The 26,665-nt window shown below is 53.1% G+C and carries 23 protein-coding genes; 8 read left to right on the top strand and 15 right to left on the bottom strand.

Translation table 11 applies throughout. The annotated features are described in order from the left end of the window. Positions 1-4: 4 nt before the first annotated feature. From F7R27_RS06130 to F7R27_RS06140, 3 genes are read right to left on the bottom strand one after another with little or no spacing between them, the layout of a single operon-like run. Positions 5-784 (bottom strand): heme ABC transporter ATP-binding protein, encoded by a 780-nt coding sequence (locus tag F7R27_RS06130; protein WP_151703353.1) that lies wholly within the window; start codon positions 782-784, stop codon positions 5-7. After that, positions 781-1,803 carry a FecCD family ABC transporter permease gene (locus F7R27_RS06135; protein ID WP_168927444.1) on the bottom strand — a complete coding sequence of 341 codons (1,023 nt, stop codon included), beginning with the start codon at positions 1,801-1,803 and terminating at the stop codon, positions 781-783. Before F7R27_RS06135 ends, F7R27_RS06130 begins: the two co-directional genes overlap by 4 nt. Continuing rightward, on the bottom strand, positions 1,800-2,627 hold the full coding sequence (locus tag F7R27_RS06140) for a heme/hemin ABC transporter substrate-binding protein (protein ID WP_151703354.1): 828 nt from the start codon (positions 2,625-2,627) through the stop codon (positions 1,800-1,802). The genes F7R27_RS06135 and F7R27_RS06140 overlap by 4 nt, the downstream gene beginning before the upstream one ends. Before the next feature lie 139 nt (positions 2,628-2,766). Here F7R27_RS06140 and F7R27_RS06145 point away from each other — a divergent pair, with 139 nt between their 5' ends. From F7R27_RS06145 to hutZ, 3 genes are read left to right on the top strand one after another with little or no spacing between them, the layout of a single operon-like run. Continuing rightward, positions 2,767-5,034, top strand: a complete 2,268-nt coding sequence (locus tag F7R27_RS06145) for a TonB-dependent hemoglobin/transferrin/lactoferrin family receptor (protein WP_151703355.1) — start codon at positions 2,767-2,769, stop codon at positions 5,032-5,034. A 32-nt stretch (positions 5,035-5,066) separates the two neighbouring features. Beyond that, on the top strand, positions 5,067-5,570 hold the full coding sequence (gene hutX, locus F7R27_RS06150) for a heme utilization cystosolic carrier protein HutX (RefSeq protein WP_151703356.1): 504 nt from the start codon (positions 5,067-5,069) through the stop codon (positions 5,568-5,570). Next, complete coding sequence (gene hutZ / locus F7R27_RS06155; protein WP_151703357.1) at positions 5,563-6,090, top strand: heme utilization protein HutZ; 528 nt, start codon at positions 5,563-5,565, stop codon at positions 6,088-6,090. The genes hutX and hutZ overlap by 8 nt, the downstream gene beginning before the upstream one ends. Before the next feature lie 150 nt (positions 6,091-6,240). Here the strand turns inward: hutZ and F7R27_RS06160 are convergent, their stop codons facing one another. After that, positions 6,241-7,647 (bottom strand): 8-oxoguanine deaminase, encoded by a 1,407-nt coding sequence (locus F7R27_RS06160; RefSeq protein WP_151703358.1) that lies wholly within the window; start codon positions 7,645-7,647, stop codon positions 6,241-6,243. Positions 7,648-7,773: 126 nt separating this feature from the next. Further along, on the bottom strand, positions 7,774-9,258 hold the full coding sequence (locus F7R27_RS06165; RefSeq protein ID WP_151703359.1) for a nucleobase:cation symporter-2 family protein: 1,485 nt from the start codon (positions 9,256-9,258) through the stop codon (positions 7,774-7,776). 472 nt (positions 9,259-9,730) lie between these two features. Here F7R27_RS06165 and kbl point away from each other — a divergent pair, with 472 nt between their 5' ends. The 5 genes from kbl to yfaE all read left to right on the top strand — a co-directional run bounded on the left by kbl (position 9,731) and on the right by yfaE (position 16,180). Continuing rightward, positions 9,731-10,924 carry a glycine C-acetyltransferase gene (kbl, locus tag F7R27_RS06170; protein WP_151703360.1) on the top strand — a complete coding sequence of 398 codons (1,194 nt, stop codon included), beginning with the start codon at positions 9,731-9,733 and terminating at the stop codon, positions 10,922-10,924. 23 nt (positions 10,925-10,947) lie between these two features. Beyond that, the gene (gene tdh, locus F7R27_RS06175; protein ID WP_151703361.1) at positions 10,948-11,970 is read left to right on the top strand and encodes an L-threonine 3-dehydrogenase; all 1,023 of its coding nucleotides are present in this window, start codon (positions 10,948-10,950) and stop codon (positions 11,968-11,970) included. 466 nt (positions 11,971-12,436) lie between these two features. Further along, the gene (nrdA, locus tag F7R27_RS06180; RefSeq protein ID WP_151703362.1) at positions 12,437-14,698 is read left to right on the top strand and encodes a class 1a ribonucleoside-diphosphate reductase subunit alpha; all 2,262 of its coding nucleotides are present in this window, start codon (positions 12,437-12,439) and stop codon (positions 14,696-14,698) included. Between the two features lie 76 nt (positions 14,699-14,774). Continuing rightward, positions 14,775-15,905 carry a class Ia ribonucleoside-diphosphate reductase subunit beta gene (nrdB, locus tag F7R27_RS06185; RefSeq protein ID WP_151703363.1) on the top strand — a complete coding sequence of 377 codons (1,131 nt, stop codon included), beginning with the start codon at positions 14,775-14,777 and terminating at the stop codon, positions 15,903-15,905. 11 nt (positions 15,906-15,916) lie between these two features. After that, positions 15,917-16,180 carry a class I ribonucleotide reductase maintenance protein YfaE gene (yfaE, locus tag F7R27_RS06190; protein ID WP_151703364.1) on the top strand — a complete coding sequence of 88 codons (264 nt, stop codon included), beginning with the start codon at positions 15,917-15,919 and terminating at the stop codon, positions 16,178-16,180. A 329-nt stretch (positions 16,181-16,509) separates the two neighbouring features. On the opposite strand, the gene nth is transcribed toward yfaE, so the two are convergent. The 10 genes from nth to cysN form a co-directional block, all read right to left on the bottom strand. Then, complete coding sequence (gene nth / locus F7R27_RS06195) at positions 16,510-17,142, bottom strand: endonuclease III (RefSeq protein ID WP_151703365.1); 633 nt, start codon at positions 17,140-17,142, stop codon at positions 16,510-16,512. 28 nt (positions 17,143-17,170) lie between these two features. Beyond that, a complete protein-coding gene (locus F7R27_RS06200; RefSeq protein ID WP_151703366.1) occupies positions 17,171-18,145 on the bottom strand; it encodes a sensor domain-containing diguanylate cyclase in 975 nt (324 codons plus the stop codon). Next, positions 18,142-19,173: a response regulator gene (locus F7R27_RS06205; protein WP_240776260.1), complete on the bottom strand. Its 1,032-nt coding sequence runs from the start codon at positions 19,171-19,173 to the stop codon at positions 18,142-18,144. Before F7R27_RS06205 ends, F7R27_RS06200 begins: the two co-directional genes overlap by 4 nt. Positions 19,174-19,424: 251 nt before the next feature. Continuing rightward, positions 19,425-20,123: an electron transport complex subunit E gene (locus F7R27_RS06210; RefSeq protein ID WP_151703367.1), complete on the bottom strand. Its 699-nt coding sequence runs from the start codon at positions 20,121-20,123 to the stop codon at positions 19,425-19,427. Further along, on the bottom strand, positions 20,120-20,776 hold the full coding sequence (gene rsxG / locus F7R27_RS06215; protein WP_151703368.1) for an electron transport complex subunit RsxG: 657 nt from the start codon (positions 20,774-20,776) through the stop codon (positions 20,120-20,122). The genes F7R27_RS06210 and rsxG overlap by 4 nt, the downstream gene beginning before the upstream one ends. Before the next feature lie 3 nt (positions 20,777-20,779). Further along, a complete protein-coding gene (locus F7R27_RS06220; RefSeq protein WP_151703369.1) occupies positions 20,780-21,835 on the bottom strand; it encodes an RnfABCDGE type electron transport complex subunit D in 1,056 nt (351 codons plus the stop codon). A gap of 43 nt (positions 21,836-21,878) precedes the next feature. Beyond that, a complete protein-coding gene (gene rsxC / locus F7R27_RS06225; RefSeq protein ID WP_151703370.1) occupies positions 21,879-23,633 on the bottom strand; it encodes an electron transport complex subunit RsxC in 1,755 nt (584 codons plus the stop codon). Next, a complete protein-coding gene (gene rsxB / locus F7R27_RS06230) occupies positions 23,633-24,229 on the bottom strand; it encodes an electron transport complex subunit RsxB (RefSeq protein WP_151703371.1) in 597 nt (198 codons plus the stop codon). The genes rsxC and rsxB overlap by 1 nt, the downstream gene beginning before the upstream one ends. 12 nt (positions 24,230-24,241) lie before the next feature. Then, a complete protein-coding gene (rsxA, locus tag F7R27_RS06235; protein ID WP_151703372.1) occupies positions 24,242-24,826 on the bottom strand; it encodes an electron transport complex subunit RsxA in 585 nt (194 codons plus the stop codon). Positions 24,827-24,939: 113 nt separating this feature from the next. After that, positions 24,940-26,631: a sulfate adenylyltransferase subunit CysN gene (gene cysN, locus F7R27_RS06240; protein ID WP_151703373.1), complete on the bottom strand. Its 1,692-nt coding sequence runs from the start codon at positions 26,629-26,631 to the stop codon at positions 24,940-24,942. Positions 26,632-26,665 lie beyond the last annotated feature (34 nt).

The following is a 26,665-nucleotide window of genomic DNA, read 5'->3' on the forward strand; positions in this document are numbered from 1 at the left end:
AGGATCAGATAATCACAGGATGGCTCAGATCAGCAATATTCAGGCGTCTGGCTTCATAGTGATAGAGCGCACGAATGGAGTCTACTTTGAGTACGCTGCCGGGAGGGCCGTTGGCAATCAAACGGCCCTCCTGCAGCAGCAGGATGCGATCAGCGTAGCGTGCAGCCAGATTCAAGTCGTGCAGTACAAGGATGACTGCATAGCCAGATTCGTGCGCCAGTTTACGACTCAGTGCCAGTACCTGATGTTGATGCCCCAGATCCAGCGCAGAGGTGGGCTCATCCAGCAATAACAGACGCTCTGCATTTCCTTCTCCCAGTTGTGCCAGCACTCTGGCAAAGTGCACACGCTGTTTTTCACCGCCGGAGAGCTGAGGAAACAGACGGTCACGCAGATGCCAGACATCCAGTTTGCGCATCGCCAGCTCCACTTCCAGCTCATTTTCTTCACTGCTGCATCTGTGTGGGATACGACCCAGCATGACGATCTCTCTGGCCCGGAAGGGGAAGAGGACAGCTGTCTGCTGAGGCAGAACACCGACCAGGCAGGCCAACTCCATCCTGTTCCAGTTCTGTCGAGGCTGACCGAAAAGCGTTACTGGATAGTGTTGATGACTCAGATCACCACTGATCGCCTTGAGCAAGGTACTCTTTCCGGCACCATTAGGGCCCAGAATTGCGATCACTACTCCGCAGGCGGCCTTTAACGATAGCTCAGACAGCAGATTGCGCCCCTCCATCCGGATATTCAGATCTTCAATCTCAACAGCAATCATGTCCGTCATATCAGTCCTGCCCCTTTTTTCTGCCTCAACAGCAGCCCAATAAAGAAAGGTGCTCCTATCAGCGCTGTAATGATCCCAACCGGCATTTCGGCAGGCGCTGCAAGCGTGCGTGCGAGCATATCGGCTATGAGCAGCAGCCAGGCGCCGACAATAGCGGACAGCGGAAGAAGGGTTTTATGATCAGGTCCTGTCAGCAGGCGCACCAGGTGAGGCACTACCAGGCCGATGAAGCCGATAATACCGACTGCAGATACACTGACGCCCACCGTGATGGTGGCGAGCAGCAGAAGGCGCCTTTTGAGGGGATTGACATCGATGCCGAGATGACCAGCTTCAGCTTCTCCCAGTGCGAGGGCATTGAGATGATTCGCTTCTCGATACAACAGCAACGCACAGATAAGGCTGCAGCAGCAAACGATCGCTACCAGTGTGCGGTTAGTCTGGGCCAGAGAGCCCATCTGCCATAGTGTCAGATCCCTTAGTGCCTGGTCATCGGCCAGATAGTTCATAAACCCCAGCAGACTCATCGACAGGGCCGTGATGGCAATGCCAGCCAGTAGAAGGATGCTGACAGAGGTACCCCAGGGGGTTTTTGCCAGTTGGTAAACGACAAGTGATGCTGCCAGCGCGCCGAGGAAAGCCATGAAGGAGGTCAGCCCCAGACTGATCCATTCCGGCATCGACAGTGCCAGTGGGGCCAGCAATACGAGTGCGATGGCAGCACCCACGGCAGCACCGCTCGACACGCCGATAATTCCGGGATCTGCCAGCGGGTTGCGGAAAAGCCCCTGCATTGCAGCGCCCGAAATAGCCAGCGATGCTCCCACAGCCAGGCAAAGCAGAGTCCTGGGTAGTCGGATATGGGTCAGTACCAAGGCTTCAGTCTGATCCAGAGGAGTCAGGCCAAATAGTTGCTTCCAGTTAAGGGTGATGGGCCCCGTCAGCATGGAATAGAGACTGGTCAGCACCAGTGCCAGCATGATGATAAGCAGCAGGTTGTTGGCACGTAACTGCATCATGATGGATACCAGATAGAGTTAAGCCTCAGCGCTTCCGCCAGGGTTTTGAGACCGAATCCGCCCAGCAGGCTGGTGCTGTCTATGAGCTGAAGTTGACCATTTCTGGCGGCTGGTGTGTTTCGCAGCATCGGGTAGCGCTGCAGCAGTCGTTCAATATTCTGTTCGGAGTGCAACTGGCGCTCTGCAACCAGGATTATGTCTGGTTGCATCTGGATGACGGATTCCAGGGTTACCGGCCTGTACCCCTCCACCTGAGAGGCCGCTGGATTCAATCCACCCGCAGTACGTATCAGGCTGTCAGCGAGGGTGTTTCTTCCTCCCATCTGCATGCTGCGCTCATCTGTCATCAGGAGAAAAATCACCCGTTTTGGGGTGTTGACAGACTGGTTCAGCAACGTCTCATGCCGTGTGATTTCGTGTAGAACCTTCTCCGCCTCTTCTGTTCGCTGGAGTCTGTCTGCCAGTTGCAGGAGGTTTTGCTTCAGGCTGGCTATATCCAGTGCCTGAGGCATCAGCAGTGTTGATATGCCTGCCGATCTGAGTAGCTCGATGGTCTGCGCTGGACCTGTTTCTGAAGAGCCGATCAGCAGATCAGGTGCCAGAGAAAGGATGCCTTCGGGGCTGAGCTGACGATGATAGCCAAGCCTGCTGACTCGACTTTCATCGGAAACTTCACTGCTGCTGTCAACGGCCACCAGTTCCGACTCAGCTCCCAGAGCGATAATCAGCTCTGTAATGGTGCTGCCGGCACTGACGATCCTCATTTCTGACAGCGCCGGTAGTGGCAGGTACAGGAGGCATACAAGAAGAAACAATCTGATCATGGTGACATCATCCACAAAGTGAAGTGTTGATTTATTATCTATATGCTATTAATAATAATAATGATTTGCAATAGATTGCGTATTTGTTATGTTATGCAGCAACAGCCTTTTACATCATCGATTTCAATGAGGATTGAGCATGGCGTTAATCGTGCCAGTTAAAGTGTCGTTAAGAGAGCAGGGAGGGAAGCTTTTCCCACTGAGCCTGCTCGCTACAGCTCTGATGTCTGCCGGTGCTATCGCTGCGGATGCCAGAGAGGAGGGGTATCGTATCGACCCTATCACAGTAACAGCCACACGCTCGGGCCAGACGACGGAAGATCTGTCTGCCTCGGTATCGGTTATAGACGCAGAGCAGGTGGAGCGGCAGCAGATTAACGATCTGCGCGATCTTCTGCGCTATGAACCCGGTGTCAACACCGGCGGGGGTGGGAGTCGATTCGGGCTGGATGGCATCACTATCCGCGGGATAGGTGGTAACCGAGTACTGACGCAGGTCGATGGGGTGCCGATCGCCGAAGCCTTCAGTTTTGGGCCTTTTCTGGATGCGCGGCGTAACTATGTCGATATCGATACCCTGAAACAGGTTGAAATTATCCGTGGTCCGGCCTCATCACTGCATGGCGCGAATGCACTCGGTGGCGTGGTGGCTTTTGTGACCAGGGATGCCTCTGACTATCTGGGTGACGGAGATGGTATCGCCGGCAGGCTCAAGACAGGGTATGACTCAAAGGATAAGGGTACGACCCTGAGTGGGACGATCGCCGGTCGTCAGGATAATCTGGATGGTCTGCTTCATCTGAGCCAGCGTCGCTATAACGAAACGCGCAGTTATGGCAAACATCGGGTTGATGGCGCGGCGCGTACCCATGCCGACCCGGTTGACGCCACGACTCACAGCGTCATGGCCAAGCTGGGCTGGGAGCCGGATGATAATCAGCGCCTGCAGCTGACTCTGGAGCGCTTTCGTGATGATGTGGATACCGAAGTGCGGCACCTCTATGCCACCACGACCGGTCGTCCACCGGCGCTGGTGCACAGGCAGTCCTATGATGCCGATGACCGGCAGCAACGTGACAAAATCAGTCTGGATTACTGGGTTCAAGCGGACAGTGCCGCGTTTGATGAGATCCGCACACGACTGGCCTGGCAGGAGAGCCAATCGGATCAGCTTACGATTGAGCGTCGCATGACCAATGGTCAGGCGCAGCAGCAGATCCGGGATTCCAGCTATCAGGAAGAGGTGGTTGATCTCGGTGTACAGCTCGATAAGTCATGGCAGTCCGGTCAGGTGGATCACCATCTGACCTATGGTGCGGATCTGCGTCGGCTGGAAAGTCGTAATTTGCGCCAGGGCGTCAATCGTAATCTGACAACCAGCCAGCAGACGGCACTGCAGCCGACAAGCGATTTTCCAGATCCTGTAGCTGATACCTTTGGTCTCTATATCCAGAACGAAATGGCCATAGGCAACCTGACACTGCTGCCTGGATTGCGCTATGACCGGCATCGTATCAAACCCTCAGTGACGGATGCGTATGTCAACAGCGGAGCAACGGATATGGACCCTCCCGACTACAGTGCCTCTCGTGTGACGCCAAGACTGGGGGTTCGCTATCAATTGCAGCCGGGAGTGTTGTTGTTCGCGCAGTATGCTGAAGGATTTCGTGCCCCTCCGGTAACGGATATGTATGGCGAATTTGTTAATGCCGGACATGGCTATCAGACGTTGGCTAATCCAAATCTCAAGGAGGAGACCAGTCGTGGTTTTGAAATAGGTACACGCTTGGATAATCGCTATGGTCGCATCGAGCTGACGGCATTTCATAATCAGTACAAGGGCTTTATTGAGCAGCAACGAGTGCCGACACCTGGCGGTGGTGCACTGATGAGCTTCCAGTCGATCAACCTGGATCGTGTTGTGATCAAAGGAGCTGAAGTCAGTGGTCGTGCCTATCTGGATGAAATAGGCATTGGTCCTCTGGGTAGTCATGCCAGCTTCAGTCTGGCGTATGCTCATGGCCAGGATAAAGGGGGTAAAAAACCACTGAATTCGATTGAGCCACTGACGGCGATCTTCAACCTTGGGTATGAGGACCCTTCTCAGCGCTGGGGCACCGATCTGTATTGGACGCTGGTCGGAGCTAAGAAGCGCATTGATCAGACAGAAGCTCAAGACGCGCGTCTGGACAGCTTTCCGGCACCTGCTGGTTACGGCCTTGTAGACCTGAGCGGCTGGTATCGGTTCGGGTCGGGTGTGGAACTCAGTGCAGGGCTCTATAATCTGACGGATAAGCGCTACTGGCGTTGGAATGATGTCAGAGGTGTCAGCGCTACGGACCCTGGTCTTGAGCGTTACTCTGCCTCAGGTCGAACCCTGGCGGTCAACCTGAACTGGTATTTCTGAATGAGTAGAGAGATCGGGAGAAGATACAGTCGATGACAACACTTCAACAACAGATACAACAGTGTCTGCAGGAAAAACCAGAGCTGAGAACGGTCGAGGTGGCCAGGCAACTGGAATGCAGTGAGTGGGAGGTGATCTGTTCACTGCCGGATGAGCTGGCAACCTGCCTGCCGGGCGAGAGGGCTCAGGAGCTGCTCCTGCGAATGGCCGAGTGGGGGCTGGTAACAACCATCGTTGAGGTGGAGAGCTCAATTTTTGAGTTCAAGGGCAGCTTGCCAACCGGTAGCCTGGCCTATGGTTACTATAACCTTTTCGGTAAGCCGGGGCAGCTGCATGGTCATCTGAAGCTTGATGCAGTGGCGCATATTGCTCTGATCAGTAAACCCCTGCGAGGCAAAGAGGCCTATGCTGTCTCTTTCTTCTCAAACGCAGGGGGCTGCATCTTCAAGGTCTATCTCGGGCGTGATACTCAGGGTGATATTTTGCACAACCAACGACTGGAATTTGAAAAACTGAAGGAGCTTGCACATGAGTGAGCAACACAACCGATTACAGAAACGGATCGCACCGGAGATCCAGTCATTAAGGGATCAGGCTCGCTCACTGATGCTGGCGACGATTAATCCGGACGGGACACCTAATGTCAGCTATGCCCCTTTTGCGCTGGATCAGGAGGGGTATTATATCCTGATCAGCGACATTGCCAGGCATGGTCGTAATCTCAAGGCTAACCCTCATGTCTCCCTGATGATCATTGAGGATGAGAGCACGGCAAAGCAGTTGTTTGCGCGCGAGCGCCTGACCTTTGAAGCGACGGCAGCTCTGGTGGAACGTGAGTCCGATCTTTGGGCAAACGGAGTTGCGCAGCTGCAGGAGCGCCATGGCGACATGATTGGCAATCTATCGCAGTTGGGTGATTTTAACCTGTTTTGCCTTAAGCCGATTGCCGGGCTCTATGTGCGTGGTTTTGGTCAGGCCTATCAGGTCAGTGGCGATGATCTGGTGGAGGTTGTGCATCTGAAGGAGGGACATCAGCGTCTTAAGGATGCAGGCTGAGAACCCGCTTGCATCCTGCTGTGCTCATCTCATGGTGGGATGAAGGTTTTGAGAGGGCAAACACCCTTCTCAGACAAAGACAGCTCAGACAAAGACAGCTCAGACAGAGGCACTTGAGCAGATCAGGTGCCTCTTGGTAAGTTATCAGGTTCAGGTCAGCAACTGCGCAGCCAGTTCTCGCTGGCGTGCCTTCATCGCCTCGATATCCAGATCACAGATCTGGCCGTCTATAACACGCCAGCGGCCCTGCACCATGACCCTGTCAGCGCGCTGAGCGCCGCACAGAATCAGTGCTGCCAATGGATCACCAGCGCCTGCAAACTGTATCTCATCCAGCTTGAACAGAGCCAGATCAGCCTGCTTGCCGACAGCCAGTTCACCGATATCATCACGCCCCAGACAAGCCGCCGAGCCACGTGTTGCCCAGTCCAGCACCTTCTGATGCGTGATACGTGCCGCACCATAACGCAGGCGTTGTAACAGCAGGGCCTGTCGTACCTCCAGAATCATATTGGAGCCATCGTTCGAGGCCGAGCCATCCACACCGATACCAACCGGACAACCGGCTGCCTCCAGATCCAGTGTCGGGCACTGTCCGGATGCCAGCAACATATTGGAGGAGGGGCAGTGTGCAATGCCGACACCGGCCTTACCCAGCCGCTGTACTTCCTCATCGTTGAAATGGATGCCGTGTGCCAGCCAGACACGATCACTGAGCCAGCCGACCGATTCGAGATAATCCACTGGGCGCTGACCGAACATGCGCAGGCAGAAGGCCGTTTCATCCTCGGTTTCGGCCAGATGGGTATGCAACTGAACCTTGTGCTGCTGTGCCAGCGTTGCACTGGCTTTCATCAGATCAGTGCTGACCGAGAAGGGTGAGCAGGGGGCCAGAGCGATCCGCACCATCGCACTGGGACGGGCATCATGATAGCGCTGAATAAGACGTTCACTATCGTCCAGAATCGTCTGCTCAGACTGAACGGTTGACTGTGGTGGCAATCCACCCTGATCCTTGCCAAGGCTCATGGAGCCGCGCGTGAGGTGAACGCGAACACCGAGCCGAGAGGCCTGTTGGATCTGTATATCGATCGCCTCTTCGAGTCCGGCTGGGAACAGGTAGTGGTGATCACTCGCCGTGGTGCAGCCGGACAGCAGCATCTCAGCCAGGGCAATACTGGTGGATGACTCCACCATCGCCGGATGCAGTCGTGCCCAGATCGGATAGAGCGATACCAGCCAGGAGAACAGCTCCTTATTCAAGGCCTGTGGATGGGCACGGGTGAGTGTCTGATAAAAGTGGTGATGGCTGTTGATCAGACCGGGGAGCAGTACCTGCTCTGTGGCATCATGAATCGTGTCGATGCTGGAGACAGGTGTCTGGCCAGCGGCCACAAGTTCAATGATGATCCCATCTCTGATCACAACACCACCGGCATAGGCACTGTCGAGTGCCGCGAGAGGGTGCTTGATCCATGTTGTCGCTGAGGGCGTTGCTGATGGTGTTGTTGAGTCTTTTACTGATGCTGCTGTAGCAAGCGTCGCTGGGTTTTGCATGAGACTTTCGGCTCCATTGTCAGTTGAAAGTGTGCATCACCCGGATGTAGAAACGCCCTGACGTACAATCCGGAAAGGTACGCCAGGGGATTGAGCCCGACCTTTAAGTGTCGGGCGGCAATAGGGTCAGCTATTGTGGCTGTTGCCGGTAGCCTCCTTGAAGGCAGTACGTGGCAGTGGGTTGTTGTCGTCATTCTCGTCGCTGGTGTCAGCCAGATCATCTGCAGTTTGTGCTTCGATGGCATCAGTAGGGTCTTTCATCTCCGGCAGCAACAGGCTCAGAGTGATGGCAGAAATAGCACCGATGGCAACGGGCGAGCGCAAAATATTGGCCAGGGTGGTTGGCAGCTCCTGCAGGACTTCCGGTACGCTGGCCACACCGATTCCCAGCCCCATTGAGATGGCGATGATGATCATGTTGCGACGATCAAGTTTTGCGTTGGACAGAACGCGGATGCCTGCAACAGCCACGGTGCCGAACATGATCAGTGTCGCACCACCCAGCACCGGCTTGGGCATCTGCTGCAGCACACCGCCGATGATCGGGAACAGCCCCATGATCACCAGAATGGCGGCAATATAGATACCGACAAAGCGACTGGCAACACCTGTCAGTGCGATCACACCATTGTTCTGGCTGAAGGTGGTGGAGGGCATGCTGTTAAAAGTGGCAGCGATCAGAGAGTTGACACCATCACCGAGCACGCCGCCACGGATACGGTTCAGGTAAACAGGGCCCTTGACCGGCTCGCGCGAAATGGTTGAGTTGGCTGTCAGGTCACCGGTGGTTTCCATGGCGCTGACACAAAATAGAATGGCAAGAGGAATGAACGCCGCGAGGTCAAACTGGAAGCCGTATTTGAAGGGCACAGGAATCGAGATCAGCGGCAGACTTGAAAGGTGAGAAAAATCAAGTCGACCCATGAAAAACGCGACCACCATGCCGGCAGTAAGACCGATAACCACCGCGGCAAGGCGAATCATAGGGTTCTGGGAGCGGTACAGCAGTACCACCGTGACCAGCACCACGGCTGCCAGCAGCAGATTGTCCAGTGCACCGAAGTTTTGTGCGCCGAATCCACCGCCGATATCGGTCATGGCTACTTTGATCAGCGGAATACCGATCAGCAGAATGATGGTACCAGTCACGACAGGTGTAATGATTCGTTGCAGCCTGTGTATGAAGCGGCTGAGAAATATCTCTACGAAGGCGGCACAGAAGCTGACACCAAATATTGTCGCGAGGATATCCTCTGGCGTGCCACCATTTCCCTTGACGATCATCCCTGCTGAGAGAATGGCGGTAAGAAAGGCAAAGCTGGTGCCCTGCAGACAGAGCATGCCCGCCCCAATGGGTCCGATACGTCGACACTGAATAAAGGTACCTACGCCGGATACGATCAGCGCCATGCTGATAAGATAGGGGATATGCTCACCCAGACCAAGTACACCACCGATAATCAGAGTCGGTGTCACTACCCCGACCAGGCTTGCCAGAACATGCTGAAAAGCTGCAAACAGAGAGGGGATAAACCCAGGTCTGTCATGCAGCCCATACATCAGATCATGGTTTTTTTCGGGTTGCTTCTGTTGTGTTGCTTCCTGAGTCATGACAAATCTCTTTTATTGTTATTTGCAGACAATCTGAATTCTGCTGCACCTCTTGATTGAGTTTAGACAGAATGCAGGGATCGGTTGAAATCGGACACTTTCAATGTACCGGGAACTGATCCGTCGAGTGTCAAGGCTGACCATTTGAAAGTACATGAAAGAATACATTTTTGCAAAATATTGTTTATCACTATCTTTATTTTTGTTCACAATAATAAATACATTTATTTTGAGTGTAATTTTCTGATTTTCAATAAGTTAATTGTCGAACGTCATCAAATCCTGACTTAAAAATCAGTTATTATGCTGCTTATAAACTGTGAATACCTGGAGTAAGTTTTGACTCGTAAGTCAGTTTATTTATCTGATAATTGTACCGGTGCAAAAAAGTCATGCATGAGCTGCGGACACTCCGGTGCACTGAGTGCTAATCTTATTGTTACTGACTCATACCAATAATAAGGAGATAGGAATGTCTGACGCTTTTTACCGGCAACTTGATGTCGAGTTGGAGCAGATTCGCCAGGATGGCCTTTACAAGGCAGAGCGTATCATCACCTCCGCACAACAGGGCGAGGTCTCCATTGCCGATGGTAGCCATGTCATCAACCTCTGTGCCAACAACTATCTGGGATTGGCCAATCATCCCGAGCTGATTGCTGCAGCCAAGGAGGGGTTGGACAGCCATGGCTTCGGTATGGCCTCCGTGCGCTTTATCTGTGGCACTCAGGATCGTCACAAGGAGCTGGAAAATCGGTTGGCAGAGTTTCTCGGTATGGAGGCGTGTATTCTTTACCCTTCTTGCTTTGATGCCAATGGCGGTTTGTTCGAAGTCCTGCTCGGGCCAGAGGATGCGATCATCTCGGATGCGTTGAATCATGCCTCCATTATTGATGGCGTTCGTCTGTGTAAGGCTAAACGCTACCGCTATGCGAATAATGATATGACCGAGCTGGAGCAACAGCTCAAACAGGCGCGTCAGGATGGCGCGCGTCATGTTCTGATCGCTACCGATGGTGTGTTTTCAATGGATGGCGTCATTGCCAACCTGAAGGGCATCTGCGACCTGGCAGAGCAGTATGATGCCATGGTCATGGTCGATGACTGTCATGCGACCGGTTTTCTCGGTGCCAGTGGTCGTGGCAGCCATGAGTACTGCGATGTCATGGGGCGCGTCGATATCATCACCGGCACGTTGGGTAAAGCCCTCGGTGGTGCGTCCGGCGGCTATACTACGGGCAGGAAGTCCGTCATTGAGCTGCTGCGCCAGCGCTCTCGTCCCTATCTGTTTTCCAACTCGGTTGCACCGGCCATCGTCGCAGCATCGCTGAGGGTGATGGATCTGATAGAGCAGGGTGGAGAGCTGCGTGACCAACTCTGGGACAACGCGCGTCATTTTCGTCAGCAGATGTCTGAGGCGGGCTTTACACTTGCGGGTGCTGACCATGCAATAATTCCGGTGATGATCGGTGATGCGCGTCTGGCGGGAGAGCTGGCCGAAAAACTATTGGCCCAAGGGATCTATGTGGTGGCCTTCTCCTATCCGGTCGTGCCCAAAGGGCAGGCGCGTATCCGTGTGCAGATGTCTGCAGCGCATAGTCGTGAACAACTGGACAAGGCTATTGCAGCCTTTATTCAGGCCGGTCGTACACTGAGTATTATCTGATTGGTCAGATCTGAGGAGTCATCATGAAAGCATTGGCTAAACTGAAGCCTGAACAAGGTATCTGGATGACAGATGTTCCCGTGCCGGCTGTAGGGCACAATGATCTGCTGATCCGTATTCGCAAAACCGCCATCTGCGGAACCGATGTTCATATCTATAACTGGGATGAATGGTCGCAGAAAACAATTCCCGTGCCGATGGTGGCCGGGCATGAGTATGTCGGAGAGGTGGTGGAGATAGGACAGGAGGTACGTGGTTTCAAAATCGGTGATCGTGTATCCGGTGAGGGGCATATCACCTGCGGCCACTGCCGTAACTGTCGTGCGGGTCGAACCCATCTGTGCCGTAATACCATTGGAGTCGGGGTAAATCGTGACGGTGCCTTTGCCGAATATCTGGTGATCCCTGCCTTTAATGCCTTCAAGATCCCGGACAACATCTCTGATGATCTGGCGGCTATCTTTGATCCTTTCGGTAATGCCGTACATACCGCTTTGTCATTTGATCTGGTCGGCGAGGATGTGCTGATTACCGGAGCGGGGCCGATCGGTATCATGGCTGCTGCAGTGTGCAAGCATGCCGGTGCACGGCAGATCGTCGTAACCGATGTGAACGACTATCGCCTGGGTCTGGCCAGGCAGATGGGTGCCACACGCACACTGAACGTCATGCAGGAGGATCTGCATGAGGTGATGCATGAGTTGGGCATGGCTGAAGGGTTTGATGTCGGTCTGGAAATGTCGGGCGTACCCTCGGCCTTTAAGGGCATGCTGGATGGCATGAATCATGGCGGCAAGATCGCGATGCTGGGGATTCCACCATCCGACATGGGTATCGACTGGAATCAGGTTATCTTCAAGGGGTTGCAGATCAAGGGGATCTATGGTCGTGAGATGTTCGAGACCTGGTATAAAATGGCTGCACTGATTCAGTCCGGTCTGGATCTGACACCGATGATCACTCACCATTTCCCGGTAGATGAGTTCCAGAAGGGGTTTGATGTGATGCGCTCGGGTCAGTCCGGCAAGGTGATTCTGGAGTGGTGATCTTCTGATCTGCGCATCGAGTCTGCGGCTTTACTCGATAGGGGAGGCCGCACGCTTTCGGCGCTGAGTTTGATGTACCACTTTGCTGGCTGATGGTCACTATGCGAGCGCTTCCGGTTTAAGACTTTTGTCATGAAAAAAAATCCACACAGGCGAATTTTGCAGCCTGTCAGCTTCAACCCGCATGATCGCTGCACAGAGCCCCTTTTTGTGCATCTGCCTACACTGCAAAAGCCTATAAATCAAGAGTTGAAATTTCCACGTTAGTGGCTATATTGTGTGTGCATTGAGAGTGGGCACACAAGATATTGTGTTTCTAGTGCAAAAAGTAACCAGTGAGCAATAAGCAGCCTGCAGAGCTGTATCATCTGGTTATGACACGCCAGGCAGGGCCGAGAATGAGGCCAAACAGCAGGACCTGACCCGCCTGAATATAACCGACCGATAAAACTGGAAGAGCGTCGTTATGCAGAAAAATCTGATGGTAACCAAACGTGATGGGCGCAAGGAACCGATTGATCTGGAGAAGATTCATCGTGTCATTATCTGGGCGTCTGAGGGGCTGGAAAATGTTTCGGTGTCACAGGTTGAGCTGAGCGCTCATATCCAGTTTTATGAGGGGATCACCACCTCCGATATTCATGAGACACTGATCAAGTCCGCGGCGGACCTTATCTCGGAAGAGGCACCGGATTATCAGTATCTCGCCGCACGACTGGCGATCTTCCATTTGCGTAAGCGTGCCTTTGGCAGCTTTGATCCACCGGATCTGTATCAGCATGTCAGTAAAATGGTGGAAGAGAAGCGTTATGACCGCCACCTGGTTGAAGACTATACCGAAGCCGAGTTTGATGAGCTGAACCAGCATATCGACCATAGCCGTGATATGAACTTCAGCTATGCTGCGGTCAAGCAGCTGGAAGGCAAGTATCTGGTTCAGAACCGTGTGACGGGCAAGATCTACGAAAGTCCGCAGATGCTTTATATGCTGGTGTCAGCATGCCTTTTCTCCGGCTATCCGAAAGAGACGCGTCTGGATTATGTAAAGCGCTTTTATGATGCGACCTCACTGTTCAAACTGTCATTGCCGACACCGATCATGTCCGGTGTGCGTACACCGACGCGCCAGTTCAGCTCCTGCGTCCTGATCGAAACCGACGACAGTCTGGACTCCATCAACGCGACAGCTGCTGCGATCGTCAAGTATGTGTCTCAGCGTGCCGGTATCGGTATCAATGCCGGGCGTATCCGTGCCATCGGCAGCCCGATCCGTAATGGCGAAGCTTTCCATACCGGTTGTATCCCTTTCTACAAGCATTTCCAGACCGCGGTGAAGTCCTGCTCTCAGGGCGGTGTCCGTGGTGGCGCGGCAACACTCTTCTATCCACTGTGGCATCTTGAAGTGGAATCACTGCTGGTGCTGAAGAACAACCGCGGTGTGGAAGAGAACCGTGTGCGTCATATCGACTATGGCGTACAGCTGAATAAAGTGATGTACCAGCGTTTGATCAAGGGCGAGAACATTACCCTGTTCAGCCCGCATGAAGTGCCTGGTCTGTATGACAGCTTTTTTGCCGATCAGGAAGAGTTTGAGCGTCTGTATGTGAAGTACGAGCAGGACCCGTCGATTCGCAAGAAAACCATCAAAGCTGTCGAGCTGTTTGGTCTGCTGGCATCCGAGCGTGCCTCAACCGGCCGTATCTATATCCAGAACGTGGATCACTGCAATACCCACAGTCCGTTTGATCCTGCAGTGGCACCGGTGCGCCAGTCCAATCTCTGCCTGGAGATAGCGCTGCCCACCAAGCCGTTGCAGGATGTGAATGACCCTGATGGTGAGATTGCGCTGTGTACGCTGTCGGCCTTCAATCTGGGAGCGCTGAGTAATCTGGATGAGCTGGAAAATCTGGCTGATCTGATCGTGCGTGCCCTCGACAGCCTGCTGGACTATCAGGATTACCCGATTCCAGCTGCTTATAATGCATCCATGAACCGTCGTACACTCGGGGTCGGTGTAACCAACTTCGCCTACTATCTGGCCAAAAATGGCGTGAAGTATTCCGATGGCTCTGCCAATGGTCTGGTGCACAAAACCTTCGAAGCGATTCAATACTATCTGCTCAAGGCGTCCAACCAGCTGGCGAAAGAGATGGGCCCCTGCCCGAAATTCCACGAGACCACCTATGCCAAGGGGCTGTTGCCGATCGATACCTACAAGCGTGATATCGACAGCTATTGTGAAGAGCCGTTGCACTACTTCTGGGAAACTCTGCGTGAAGATATCCGTGAGTTTGGTCTGCGCAACAGCACCCTGACAGCGTTGATGCCTTGTGAGACCTCCTCGCAGATCACCAACTCAACCAATGGTATTGAGCCACCACGTGGTTTCGTGTCGGTCAAATCAAGTAAAGATGGTGTTTTGAAGCAGGTCGTGCCTGAGTATCTGAAACTGCGTGAGCAGTATGAACTGCTCTGGAGTATTCCAGATAACGAAGGCTATCTGCAGCTGGTCGGTATCATGCAGAAGTTTGTGGATCAGGCGGTCTCCTCCAACACCAACTATGATCCAAGCCGCTTCCCGGACGATAAGGTACCGATGAAACAGCTGATGAAGGATCTGCTGACGGCCTACAAGTATGGTCTGAAGACACTCTACTATCACAACACGCGTGATGGCGCGAGTGATCAGGCTGATGAGGGCTGTGAAGGCGGCGCCTGCAAACTCTGATCGTCCGCTCAATACGCTGCTCTCGTCCGAGAGCAGCGCTTCAGGTTAGAACGCTACACCAGGGAAACTATACGGAATGGCATACTCCACTTTCAGCACCAGTAACCATGATGCGACACGGGAGCCGATGTTTTTTGGTCGCGGTGTCAATGTTGCCCGTTATGACAAGCAGAAGTACCCGATTTTTGAAAAACTGATCGAAAAGCAGCTATCCTTTTTCTGGCGTCCGGAAGAGGTGGATCTGACCAATGATCGCAAAGACTTCATTGATATGCCGGACCACGAAAAGCATATCTTCCTGAGTAATCTCAAGTATCAGACACTGCTTGACTCAGTCCAGGGCCGCTCGCCGAATATGGCCTTTCTGCCAGTGGTATCCTTGCCGGAGCTGGAGACCTGGTTTGAAACCTGGGCGTTCAGCGAAACCATCCACAGCCGCTCCTATACGCATATTATCCGCAACATCATTACCGAGCCGTCGACCGTTTTTGACCAGATCGTGACCAACGAAGAGATCGTCAAGCGTGCCGAGTCGGTAACGCGTCTGTACGATGAGTTCATTGAGCTGGTCAATGTCTATTCACTCTACGGCCCCTGTGTCAAAGAGGTGGATGGACGCCGCTTGGATGCGACTCTGTACAATCTGAAGAAGAAGCTTTATCTGACGATGGTATCGGTCAATGTACTGGAGGCAATCCGCTTCTATGTCAGTTTTGCCTGCTCATTCGCGTTTGCCGAACGGGCGCTGATGGAGGGTAATGCCAAGATCATCCGTCTGATCGCACGCGATGAAGCACTGCACCTGACCGGAACGCAGCATATTCTGACCATCATGGCTGCCGGTAAGGATGATCCTGAGTTCAAACAGATTGCGATTGATTGTCGTCCGGATGTATATGAGATCTTTCGTGAAGCAGCAGAGCAGGAAAAGGACTGGGCGAACTATCTGTTCAGTGAAGGCTCCATGATCGGTCTGAACGCCCGTATTCTCAGCGATTATGTGGAGTACATCACCAATGTCAGAATGAAGGCGCTGGGGCTGGATGAGATCTTCCCGACCAGGCAGAACCCCTTGCCCTGGATGAATGGCTGGCTGGTCAGTGATAATGTACAGGTAGCACCACAGGAATCCGAAATCAGCTCCTATCTGGTGGGGCAGATAGACAATGATGTCGCAACCGACGATTTTGACGGTTTTGATCTCTAAGGTGTGAGTCGATGGCAGGTATACCACGCGTCAAGGTCAACAACTACCATACCTTTTACTATCAGTATGAGTTCTCTCTGCTGGACGCTCTGGAGGTGCAGGATATTCCTGCACCTTATAACTGTCGCGGTGGCTACTGTGGCAGTTGTAAGGTCAGACTGCTGGATGGTGAGGTCGAAATGGTCCAGGATGCCCTGGTGGATCTACAGGATGACGAGATTCTGACCTGCTGCTGCAGGCCTCTTACACATATTGAAATTGAGCTTCCCGAATAACCCTCCTATAAATATGGGTAAAGGCATGAATCGTGCCTTTTTCCAAACCTCCCACTTGACTTTTGCACACCTTGCTTTCGGGTCTGGATGAAAAATCCTTGATAGCGGTGAAATTTTTATTTACGCCTATTGATTTATATAACTTATTGAATTAATTAGTATTTATATTGGCTGTTTGTTTTTGTACCAATCTGCTGAAGGCCCCGAAATACGTTGGATTGAGGTATTGATCCCAAAACTACTCACAGTTTTATCCACAGAAAGTGTGAGTAAGAGCGGGTGTGGATAAAGGCTGCAAAACTGCATATTTCATCAAAGTATTTGCAGGATTACTCACTTTTTTCCTTGTATTCGCAGAGGTCTTCAATAATGCAGGAGCCACACTTTGGCTTTCGTGCGGTACAGACATAGCGGCCATGCAAAATCAGCCAGTGGTGTGCGTCCAGTAGAAATTCTTTCGGCACATGGCGCATCAGTTTATGCTCAACCTCAAGCACATTCTTACCCGGTGCTATCCGGGTACGATTGGATACTCTGAATATATGGGTATCAACTGCCATGGCAGGTTGACCGAATGCCGTATTCAACACGACATTGGCTGTTTTGCGGCCCACTCCCGGCAACTTTTCCAGCGCCTCGCGCCTGGGTGGTACTTCACTGCCATGCTCCTCAATCAGAATGCGGCAGGTCTTGATCACATTTTCCGCTTTGGTATTGAACAGGCCGATTGTACGGATATAGTGCTTCAGCCCATCCACACCCAAGGCCAGAATCGATTCAGGCGTATTGGCGACAGGGTAGAGCTTGCGGGTAGCCTTATTGACGCTGATATCAGTTGCCTGAGCAGATAGCATGACGGCAATCAGCAGTTCAAAGGGGGAGGTGTATTCCAGTTCGGTTCGGGGTTCGGGGTTTTGCTCACGCAGGCGTGAAAAGATCTGATAACGCTTCTCAGCATTCATCGTATATTTCTTGTTTCGATTGTGTCAGTTATTTGGATATATGGCTGAATACCGTCACTCGGTTACGGCCATGCTCCTTGGAGAAATAGAGTGCCTGGTCAGTCTGCTCGATCCAGCGATGATAGTCATCCTGCAGGTTATCCACCTCAGCAATGCCAATGCTGACAGTGATATCGATCCGTTTGTCATCGTATCGGATATCCAGCCCTTCCACAGCGGAGCGCAGGCGCTCGGCAAAAATTTCTGCATTGGCCGCTGGAGTGTTCACCAGCAGGATGCCGAACTCCTCGCCACCATAACGGCCCGCAATATCAGTGGCACGTGCATGGTGACTGATTTCGCTGGCAAGCTTTCGGATCACCTCATCACCCGCCAGATGGCCCAGAGTATCGTTGATTGGTTTGAAGTGATCTATATCAAGCATAACCAGAGAACTGGGAATCTGGGTGCGTACATAGCGCTCAAACTCGTGCTTGACACACTCTTCCCAGTAACCACGGTTATTCAGCTTGGTCAGACGATCAGTTCGGCTCAGCTGTGATAGCTCGGCATTGGCCTGCTGCAGGTCCAGACGGCTGACTGCGGCATCGGTCATATCATAGATAAGAATGCCCAGATGCTCCACCTGGCCGCTTGGAGATGCAAGAGGAATCAGAGTGATGTTCTGATACATGAAGTCGGCGCGCCCGGTGATGGGGCGGTAGGACTTGAAGCGAAACAGATAGGGACGCTCTTCCCAGGTGATAAAGGCTCGGTTATTCAGCAGAAACACACTGTTCAGCTTGCGTTTGAGCCAGGTAGCGGGCAGCTCGGGAAAGGTATCGAACAGAGATTTATTGCGTACCTTACTGTCGCTGATGCCGGAATGGTTCACCATGAAGCTGTTCCATAGCTGAATCTTGAAGTCATGATCCAGTACAATCAGGCCGACATCCAGGGTTTGCAAAAGGCCCAGTTGCCAGTGGAACTCTTCAATACTGATGTTCTGCTCACCTAACTTCATTCGAGGTGCTCCAGTAGCTCTGAAAGTGCTGACAGAGAATCTTCCGTGAACAGGATAAGAAGGTCGCAACTGACTGCGTGGCCCTCAATCTTATAGTCTATCTCAATTGCCAGGGTTTGCTTCCAGCGGGGTTTTTCCTGCTGTAGATCGGGTGGTGCACAATGCAGCCCCAGAATCTGTGGGGTGCCCTGGCTGAAGTTAAGATCCAACTGATTGCCGGTGCTGCTGATGAAGGCACCGATCAGAACGTTGGCTATATCCATCAGCAATTCGCGCTCAATAGCGTCAGTGATTTCACCTTCGTGGTGCAGCAGCCTGGCAATATCAGGTATGGATGAGTCATTGAACATCAGAAGCGCTTCGCCTGCGATGCCCGGGCCGATAAAACTCTGAGAGATGGTGGTGACCGGCTCTTTCCCCGTGGTGGCTTTCAAAGCCATATCGAGTTCGGCAATACTGATCAGCTTGACTCGGGGAATCGGCAACTCAATGAAAACATTCAACAACTGTGCCAACAGATTGGCTGCTCGCCCCATGGACACATTGGCAAGCTCCTGTGAGTATTCACAGAGTTGCTGTGTCGCATTCGGCAAAACCTTGTTTCGGGTGCCAGCCAGAATAGGTGTGGCAGGCTTGGTGTCTGGACGCTTTTCGAGCTCACCCAGCAAGCCGTAGTCTGACAGGGCCTGGTTCAATATCTCGACACTGACGGGTTTCTTGATGAAACCGATCGCGCCAAGAGCCTGTACACGCGCCTGTGCATCCGGTTGAATATCGCCGGATACGACGATGACCAGAGCGGGAAGGTCGTCACGTCGTATCCTCTCCAGTACTTCATAACCATCCATGATCGGCATGTTCAGATCGAGAAAAACAAGGTGGCCTTGTTGTGCACGAATTGCTTCAAGTGCCTGGAGTCCGTGCTCCGCTTCGGTGATTTCAACATTCCAGTGCTGTAGCGCCCGGATCATCTGACGACGGGCAAGGCGGGAGTCATCGCATATGACAATGGGAATGGGATTCGCCACCTTAGCTCCTGAAAGTTATTGTTGTTCTCGAAAGTGAAGGGCCAAGATTAAAGAAATATTGTGTAATATTCAAACAATAAGTGTAAAAAAAATCACATAGAATAAAGCGTTAGATAATAATTTAGTACAGCCTAATGTCTGGGTCTAATGTCTGGGGAGGGCCTGCTAAACTTGCGTCGGCAGATGGATATGCCACAGCTCAACCTCTGGATAGAGAGGAGTCTGAGCTGCGGGTGTAAAGTTGTTTTTGATCAGCCGGTGACTCTGACCCGCTTGCTGCCTGTCGGCTGCTCCTGGGCCTGTTTTCGGCGTGCTTTGATGCGGGTATCAAGGATATTTTTCAACGCGATCAACAGGCCCATGCCGACAAAAGCGCCCGGAGGAAGGATGGCAAACAGAAAACCGCGATAATCTTCAATCAGCGTGATCTGCCAGTTGCTGGCGTTCGGCCCGAACAGTAACTGCATATTGCTGAAAAGTGTACCCAGCCCCAGTGCTTCGCGCATCGCGCCCAGCAGCATCAGTACTGCGGTGAACCCCACGCCCATCATGACACCATCGGTAACGGATGCAGCAACCGTGTTTTTGGAGGCAAAGGCATCGGCACGACCCATGATCGCGCAGTTGGTGACAATCAGGGGAATGAAAATGCCCAGAATAAGATACAGGTCGTAGGTCAGAGCCTGCATCAGCAGCTCGATGGCCGTCACAAATGCCGCGATGATCATAACGAATATCGGCAACCGAACTGACTCAGGTACGAGGCTGCGAAACATTGAGACTGTAAGATTGGAGCCGATCAGCACCAGGGTGGTGGCGAGGCCCAGACCTATGGCATTGACGACTGTGCCTGTCACCGCCAGCAGTGGGCAAAGACCCAGCAACTGGACCAGAGCTGGGTTGTTGTGCCAGAGACCGTCCAGCGTGATCTTGCGATAATCTGCACTCATGACTCATCTCCTGATACGGTAAGGTGGGCGTCCTGTTCGGTGGCTGGTGTCAGTAGCTCTGGTCGTCGGCTCTCATAAAACTGCACGGTTCTGGCAACGGCTCTGACCACGGCACGCGGTGTGATGGTCGCTCCTGTAAACTGATCAAAATCACCACCATCCTTGCGCACCCGCCAACGAGGATCGTTTGAGCTGTCCATCGCTTTATCATCAAAAGACAGTATCCAGTTGGACTTTGCAAGCTCAACCTTGTCACCCAGGCCTGGTGTTTCCTTATGCTCAAGCACACGAACCCCTGCTACACGACCATCACGCCATATACCTACCAGCATGCGTATATCGCCGCTGTAGCCATCAGGCGCGATTGCCGGCAGAATCACGGCCTCTACCTCATTATTCTGGATTGACTGATAGACGGTGATCGGTTCAGCAAACCCCAGCTCAGGAGCGCTGATCAGGATCGACTGCCTGTGCAACTGGTCATCCAGCTCGCGTGGCAGGATTTCGTAAAGTGCACGTGCCTGGTGCTCCTGTTGATTCTGTGATATGCGCTCTCGTGTCATCACTTGAGTCACCGCAATAACACCAGCCGTCACAGCTGCAAACAGAGCGATGCCCAGGGTGCTGCGTCGCATCGAGATGAGTAGTTCCATCGTTTACCCCTTATCCTTGATGCCCACACGAGCACGGGCATGGCCATAGCTGCGCGGCTGGGTATAGAGATCGATGAAAGGTGCGGCCAGATTCATCAGCAAAATGGCAAAGGCTACCGCATCGGGATAGTTACCCCAGGTTCTGATGATATAGACCAGCAGGCCGGCGCCGATACCGAAAATGATCTTGCCTTTGTTGCTGGTGGCGCAGGAGACAGGGTCTGTGGCAATGAAGAATGCGCCCATCATGGTGGCACCGACACCCAGATGTACAAAAGGATCGGCATAGTTGTAGGGATCAATACCGTAAACCAGGCTGGCCATGATGAATAGTGTGGCGAGCATGGCAACGGGTGCGTGCCAGGTGAAAATTTTGCGATAGAGAAGGTATATGCCGCCCATCAGGTAGGCGCCGCTGACAGCATACCAGGCAAATACGCCCTGGCTCAGTACGGCTGAGCTGCGCCATACTTCTTCGGTGGTCATGCCGCCACGGTTCTTGAGTACGTCCAGTGGCGTGGCGCCTGTCAGGGTATCCAGCCAGACGGGCTCCATACCCATGAAAATCAGTCGCAGAGTATCCGCGAAGCTGGCAACCTGCCAGCCATCACCCTGTATGACAAACGGAAGTGTCCAGCGTGTCATCTCGACAGGAAAAGAGATCAGCAGCAGCGCATAAGCCACCATGGCGGGATTAAAGGGATTGTTACCCAGGCCGCCGTAAAGATGTTTGGCGAGCACGATGGCGCTGAAAATGCCCACGGCCATTACCCACCAGGGCGCAAAAGGAGGTATCGCCAGGCCCAGCAGCACTGCCGTCACCAGAGCGCTGCCATCTGTCAGGAAAAAACGCAGTGAGCGTTTGCGCAGTAACAGGCAGATCGCTTCAAAGCTCAGAGCCAGCAGCATGGCGAGCGTGATTTGAATCAGCGTGCCCCAGCCGAAGAACAGCGTCATGGCGAAAATGGCTGGCAGGGTAGCCAGCAGTACCTGCTGCATCACTGCGGCACTGGTGTTGGCCTTGAACACGTGAGGGGAGCTTAAGCGAATCAGTGACATGGCTTGGTTGATCCTGTAGTGATCCTGATGAGATAAGCGTCGATCACAGTGACTCCGTTTCCTGTTGTATGCTGGGGGAGGCTTTCGCAGCTGGATCTTCTCCACCGGCGCTGATCCAGGCGTTATGTGCCTGCTCCGCTTTCAGCTCAAGATCCTTGACGGTCTCCTGCATTTTTTCGATACCTTCCTGGCCTTTATCCTCTGCATTCTTGAGGGCATCACGCGCCTTCTTGAGTTTTGTGCGCGCTATGGCCGCCGCGGTCTTGAGCTGCTTGAGTTCTGCCTCGTTACTTTGCTCAGCAGCGGGCTTGGCATCCTCAGCTCGTTGACGCAGCAGTTGCTGCTTGGCAGCAGCTTCGGCTCGTTCTTTGCGCTTCTGCTCTTTTTCGGCCAGTTCGCGCTCAAGTCGTGCCTGGCGTGCTTCAAAGCGTATGCGAGCATGGTCGGCTTTTTTCTGCTCAGCCTCTTCATTGCGAATCTCGGACTTGGCAAAACGATAGTGCTGCACCAATGGGATGCTGCTCGGGCAGACATAAGCACAAGCGCCACACTCAATACAGTCGAACAGATTATGGTGCCTGGCTTTGTCAAACTCACGACCCTTGGCAAACCAGTACAGCTGCTGAGGCAGCAACTCAGCCGGACATACCTGCTCACACATGCCGCAGCGTATACAGGGCTGAGCCGGTGGTGCCGGGGGCATCTCATCATAGGTGGCGGCAATGATGCAGTTGGTGGTTTTGATGACCGGGATCTGGTCATTTTCGACCGAAATACCCATCATCGGCCCGCCCATAACCAGGCGGAAAAGCCTGTTATGATCAACCTCAGAAGCTTGCAGCAGTGTTTCAAAGGGGGTGCCGATCAGCACTTCCAGATTCTGTGGGTGGCCGACGGCTTCACCGGTAACCGTAACAATACGAGAAATCAGAGGTTCGCCCAGATGTACGGCACGGTGGATAGCTGCAGCTGTACCGACATTCTGACAGACGATACCGACATCAGCGGGTATCTTGCCGCTGGGGACTTCGACATTGGTCAGCAGTTTGATCAACTGCTTTTCGCCACCGGACGGATATTTGGTGGGCACAACAACCAGATCAATATTCAGCTTCGTCTTTAACTGAGTCTGCTGCAGTGCATCACTGAGTGAACGTATCGCATGTGCCTTATTGTCCTCTATGCCGATCAGGATATGGCTGGGTTGCAGCAGGTGAGCCAGTATTTCAATGCCAGACAGCACCTGATCTGCACGCTCTCTGAGCAGCATGTCATCGGCCGTAATGTAGGGTTCGCACTCGGCTGCGTTGATGATCAGCGTGTTGACGATATGATCATCACCCAGGTGCAGTTTGACATCGGTCGGGAAGCCCGCACCACCCAGGCCTGCAATACCGGCCTCACGGATAAAATCGATCAGCTCGCTTTTCTTCATCTGGCGATAGTCGCTGATCGGTTGATGTGTTATCCATTCATCCTTACCGTCGCTATCGAGCACGATGGTATCTGCCTCAAGGCCGGATGCGTGTGGGATCGGATGTGGGCCGATATAGCTGATTCTGCCAGATGTAGGTGCATGTACGGCGGCACTGATGCGGCCGGCCGGCTCTGCGATTTTCTGCCCCTTCAGGACGCAGTCACCAACTGCAACCAAGGGTGTGGCTGGGTGGCCGATATGCTGTTGCAGCGGCAGAATCAGTCGATCGGGCAGTGGCGCAGGGCGGATTGGCGAGCGCGTCGAGTGTTTTTTGTTGTCGGGTGGATGAATGCCACCATGAAAATTGTAGACCTTGACCATCATGCACTCTCCTGCATCAGATGCCCGCGACCACGGTCAGTCAGGATCAGGCTGGGGTCTGATACCGGAGCCGGCCAGCGCCAGTTGTTGGGAGTGACCGGCAGTGGAATCATGTCGATGCAGTCAACAGGGCAGGGCTCTACACACAGGTCACAGCCGGTACATTCGCTGATGATCACGGTATGCATCTGTTTGGCGGCACCAAGAATGGCATCAACCGGGCAGGCCTGGATACACTTGGTACAACCGATACACTCATCCTCGCGAATGTAGGCAACGGTCTTGGGTTTCTCTTCGCCATGTTCTGAGTCCAGTGGGATGGGCTCCAGATCCAGTAGATCAGCCAAAGCATCAATGGTTGCCTGGCCACCTGGTGGACACTTGTTGATGGCATCGCCATTGGATATCGCTTCGGCGTAGGGCTTGCAGCCGGGGTAGCCACACTGGCCGCATTGTGTCTGGGGCAGGATGGCATCTATCTGCTCTACGATCGGGTCACCTTCAACCCTGAAGCGCACAGCCGCATAGCCCAGCAGTAGTCCGAATGCGGCGGCAAGTAGCAACAGAGCCAGTACGGCAGTCAGTATGGTACTCATCAGTCTACCACCTCAGAACTGGACCAGGCCGGTAAAGCCCATGAATGCCAGTGACATGAGCCCTGCTGTGATCATGCCGATGGCAGCGCCGCGAAAGGGGGTTGGTATGTCTGCCACGACAATGCGCTCACGCAGCGCAGAAAAGAGTATCAGTGCCATGGAAAAGCCGACAGCTGCACCGAAACCATAGGCGATGGATTCAACAAAATTATTCTGCTTCTGAATATTCAGCAGGGCAACACCGAGTACGGCACAGTTGGTTGTGATAAGGGGAAGAAATATGCCCAGGAGCTTATGCAGCAAGGGGCTGGTTTTATGTACGACCATTTCGGTGAACTGAACCACGACGGCAATCACCAGAATAAATGAGATGGTGCGCAGATAGGTGATATCAAACGGGATCAGCAGGTAGCGGTAAACCAGATAGCTGCAGACAGAAGCCAGCGTCAGCACAAAGGTTGTCGCCAGTGACATGCCCATGGCAGTTTCCAGCTTGTTGGACACGCCCATGAAGGGGCAAAGCCCAAGAAACTGTACCAGCACAAAGTTGTTAACCAGTACGGTACTGATCAGTATCAGTAGAAAGTCGGTTGTCATGAGATGGCCGGTTCGTCCAGATAAACGAAAAGTCGTTGGTATATCAGCGAAACGTCAATTTTAGCGGAATCATCCCGCTTACGGTACAGCAAGCGGGATGATAAATGGCTTAATCAGCTTTTATTGTGCTGTTCGATGCGGTTCAGCAGCTCAGTGACGACCGAAACAAGGCTACTCTCACCCACTTTATCCAGGTTGACCTCGATGGCGTCATCAATCTGAGTGGCAACATCGGTCAGGAGAATGAAGCCCTTGCCCTGCAGCCAGCCGGACAGGTCTGCGGTATGGCTTTGCAGGGCCGGGCTCAGTGTCTCGGTTTGCAGTACCAATGGCAGACGGCCAAGATCAAACAGGCGTTTTTCCAGCGTATAGATCAACTTTCTGCGATCGCTTTCATTGCCGCCGCTGATCTGTACAACCTGGGCTTTCTGACCGAGGCGTTGTTCCCACTGTTTTTCATCGATCAGGCTGCTGTCGACGACAGTCATGGCTTCCAGGCTGTCACCGGCCTCCAGAATCATGCCGGCAGCGACTGTGCTGTTGGTCAGACGATCCACCAGAATAAATGAACCAGTGCCTTTGTGCAGTTTGTAGTTGTCGGCGATGACAGGGCGCTCGACGACCACTTCAACACGTGCGATCTCATTCAGATTGAGGGTCGCAGCCGGGAAGTGCTCGCGGGTATTAACGTCGATACGGTGACGTATGGCGCTGACCTGTCCGGCATTGCGGGAGGTGGCCAGTTTGACCTCGTAGTTGCGCCCCGGTACCAGTTCGGATTCAGACATCCACACCAGATGAGCATCGAAGCGGTTGCTGGTTTTTGCATCGGTGCCACTGTGCACGATCATATCGCCGCGTGACACATCGATTTCATCTTCGAGTGTCAGCGTCACGGCCATCGGTGCAAAGGCTTCCTCGACATCGCCATCAAAAGTGACTATCGATTTGACTCGGCTCTTCTTACCGGATGGCAGCACGGTGATCTCATCACCCGGGCGCACAATACCGGAGGTGATGGTACCGCAGTAACCACGGAAATTCAGGTTCGGGCGATTCACAAACTGCACCGGGAAGCGCAGTTCATCAAAATTATAGTCCTGAGCTATCTCGATATTCTCAAGAAGCTGCATCAGGGGCTCGCCCTTGTGCCAGGGCATGTGCTCTGACGGATTAACAACATTATCGCCCTTCAGTGCCGACATGGGCACAAAGTGAGCATCCTGAATATTCAGATCGGATGCGAAGGCGAGGTAATCTTTCTTGATCTGCTCAAAACGCTCCTGACTGTAATCCACCAGATCCATCTTGTTAACCGCTATCAGGACGTGACGAATGCCCAGCAGCGATACGATGAAGCTGTGGCGGCGCGTCTGTACCTGAACGCCATGGCGGGCATCGATCAGAATGATAGCCAGATCACAGGTAGAGGCACCGGTGGCCATGTTGCGGGTGTATTGCTCATGACCCGGTGTGTCTGCAATGATGAATTTGCGCTTCGCCGTTGAAAAATAACGGTAGGCAACATCTATCGTGATGCCCTGTTCACGCTCGGCCTGCAGCCCATCCACCAGTAGTGCAAGATCTATCTCACCACCGGTGGTGCCTGACTTTTTACTGTCCGACTGAATGGCAGCCAGCTGATCCTCGTAGATCATTTTGGAATCGTGCAGCAGGCGACCGATCAGGGTCGACTTGCCGTCATCCACGCTGCCGCAGGTCAGGAAACGCAGCAGTTCCTTGTTTTCATGTTGCAGCAGATAGGCATCGATATCGCTGGCAATCAGTTCGCTCTGGTGACTCATACTTTCTATACCTTAAAACAGATTCAGTGGCTGA

This window comes from Nitrincola alkalilacustris (assembly GCF_008973755.1).
Lineage (GTDB): Bacteria > Pseudomonadota > Gammaproteobacteria > Pseudomonadales > Balneatricaceae > Nitrincola > Nitrincola alkalilacustris.

Coding starts and splice junctions, on each gene's coding strand:
- F7R27_RS06220 (WP_151703369.1), bottom strand. CDS start 21,835: ATGTCACTGATTCGCTTAAGCTCCCCTCACGTGTTCAAGGCCAACACC.
- F7R27_RS06210 (WP_151703367.1), bottom strand. CDS start 20,123: ATGAGTGCAGATTATCGCAAGATCACGCTGGACGGTCTCTGGCACAAC.
- F7R27_RS06135 (WP_168927444.1), bottom strand. CDS start 1,803: ATGATGCAGTTACGTGCCAACAACCTGCTGCTTATCATCATGCTGGCA.
- rsxG (WP_151703368.1), bottom strand. CDS start 20,776: ATGGAACTACTCATCTCGATGCGACGCAGCACCCTGGGCATCGCTCTG.
- hutX (WP_151703356.1), top strand. CDS start 5,067: ATGACAACACTTCAACAACAGATACAACAGTGTCTGCAGGAAAAACCA.
- rsxB (WP_151703371.1), bottom strand. CDS start 24,229: ATGAGTACCATACTGACTGCCGTACTGGCTCTGTTGCTACTTGCCGCC.
- F7R27_RS06130 (WP_151703353.1), bottom strand. CDS start 784: ATGACGGACATGATTGCTGTTGAGATTGAAGATCTGAATATCCGGATG.
- kbl (WP_151703360.1), top strand. CDS start 9,731: ATGTCTGACGCTTTTTACCGGCAACTTGATGTCGAGTTGGAGCAGATT.
- rsxC (WP_151703370.1), bottom strand. CDS start 23,633: ATGGTCAAGGTCTACAATTTTCATGGTGGCATTCATCCACCCGACAAC.
- cysN (WP_151703373.1), bottom strand. CDS start 26,631: ATGAGTCACCAGAGCGAACTGATTGCCAGCGATATCGATGCCTATCTG.
- F7R27_RS06140 (WP_151703354.1), bottom strand. CDS start 2,627: ATGATCAGATTGTTTCTTCTTGTATGCCTCCTGTACCTGCCACTACCG.
- hutZ (WP_151703357.1), top strand. CDS start 5,563: ATGAGTGAGCAACACAACCGATTACAGAAACGGATCGCACCGGAGATC.
- F7R27_RS06160 (WP_151703358.1), bottom strand. CDS start 7,647: ATGCAAAACCCAGCGACGCTTGCTACAGCAGCATCAGTAAAAGACTCA.
- nrdA (WP_151703362.1), top strand. CDS start 12,437: ATGCAGAAAAATCTGATGGTAACCAAACGTGATGGGCGCAAGGAACCG.
- tdh (WP_151703361.1), top strand. CDS start 10,948: ATGAAAGCATTGGCTAAACTGAAGCCTGAACAAGGTATCTGGATGACA.
- nrdB (WP_151703363.1), top strand. CDS start 14,775: ATGGCATACTCCACTTTCAGCACCAGTAACCATGATGCGACACGGGAG.
- F7R27_RS06165 (WP_151703359.1), bottom strand. CDS start 9,258: ATGACTCAGGAAGCAACACAACAGAAGCAACCCGAAAAAAACCATGAT.
- yfaE (WP_151703364.1), top strand. CDS start 15,917: ATGGCAGGTATACCACGCGTCAAGGTCAACAACTACCATACCTTTTAC.
- F7R27_RS06145 (WP_151703355.1), top strand. CDS start 2,767: ATGGCGTTAATCGTGCCAGTTAAAGTGTCGTTAAGAGAGCAGGGAGGG.
- F7R27_RS06200 (WP_151703366.1), bottom strand. CDS start 18,145: ATGAAGTTAGGTGAGCAGAACATCAGTATTGAAGAGTTCCACTGGCAA.
- rsxA (WP_151703372.1), bottom strand. CDS start 24,826: ATGACAACCGACTTTCTACTGATACTGATCAGTACCGTACTGGTTAAC.
- nth (WP_151703365.1), bottom strand. CDS start 17,142: ATGAATGCTGAGAAGCGTTATCAGATCTTTTCACGCCTGCGTGAGCAA.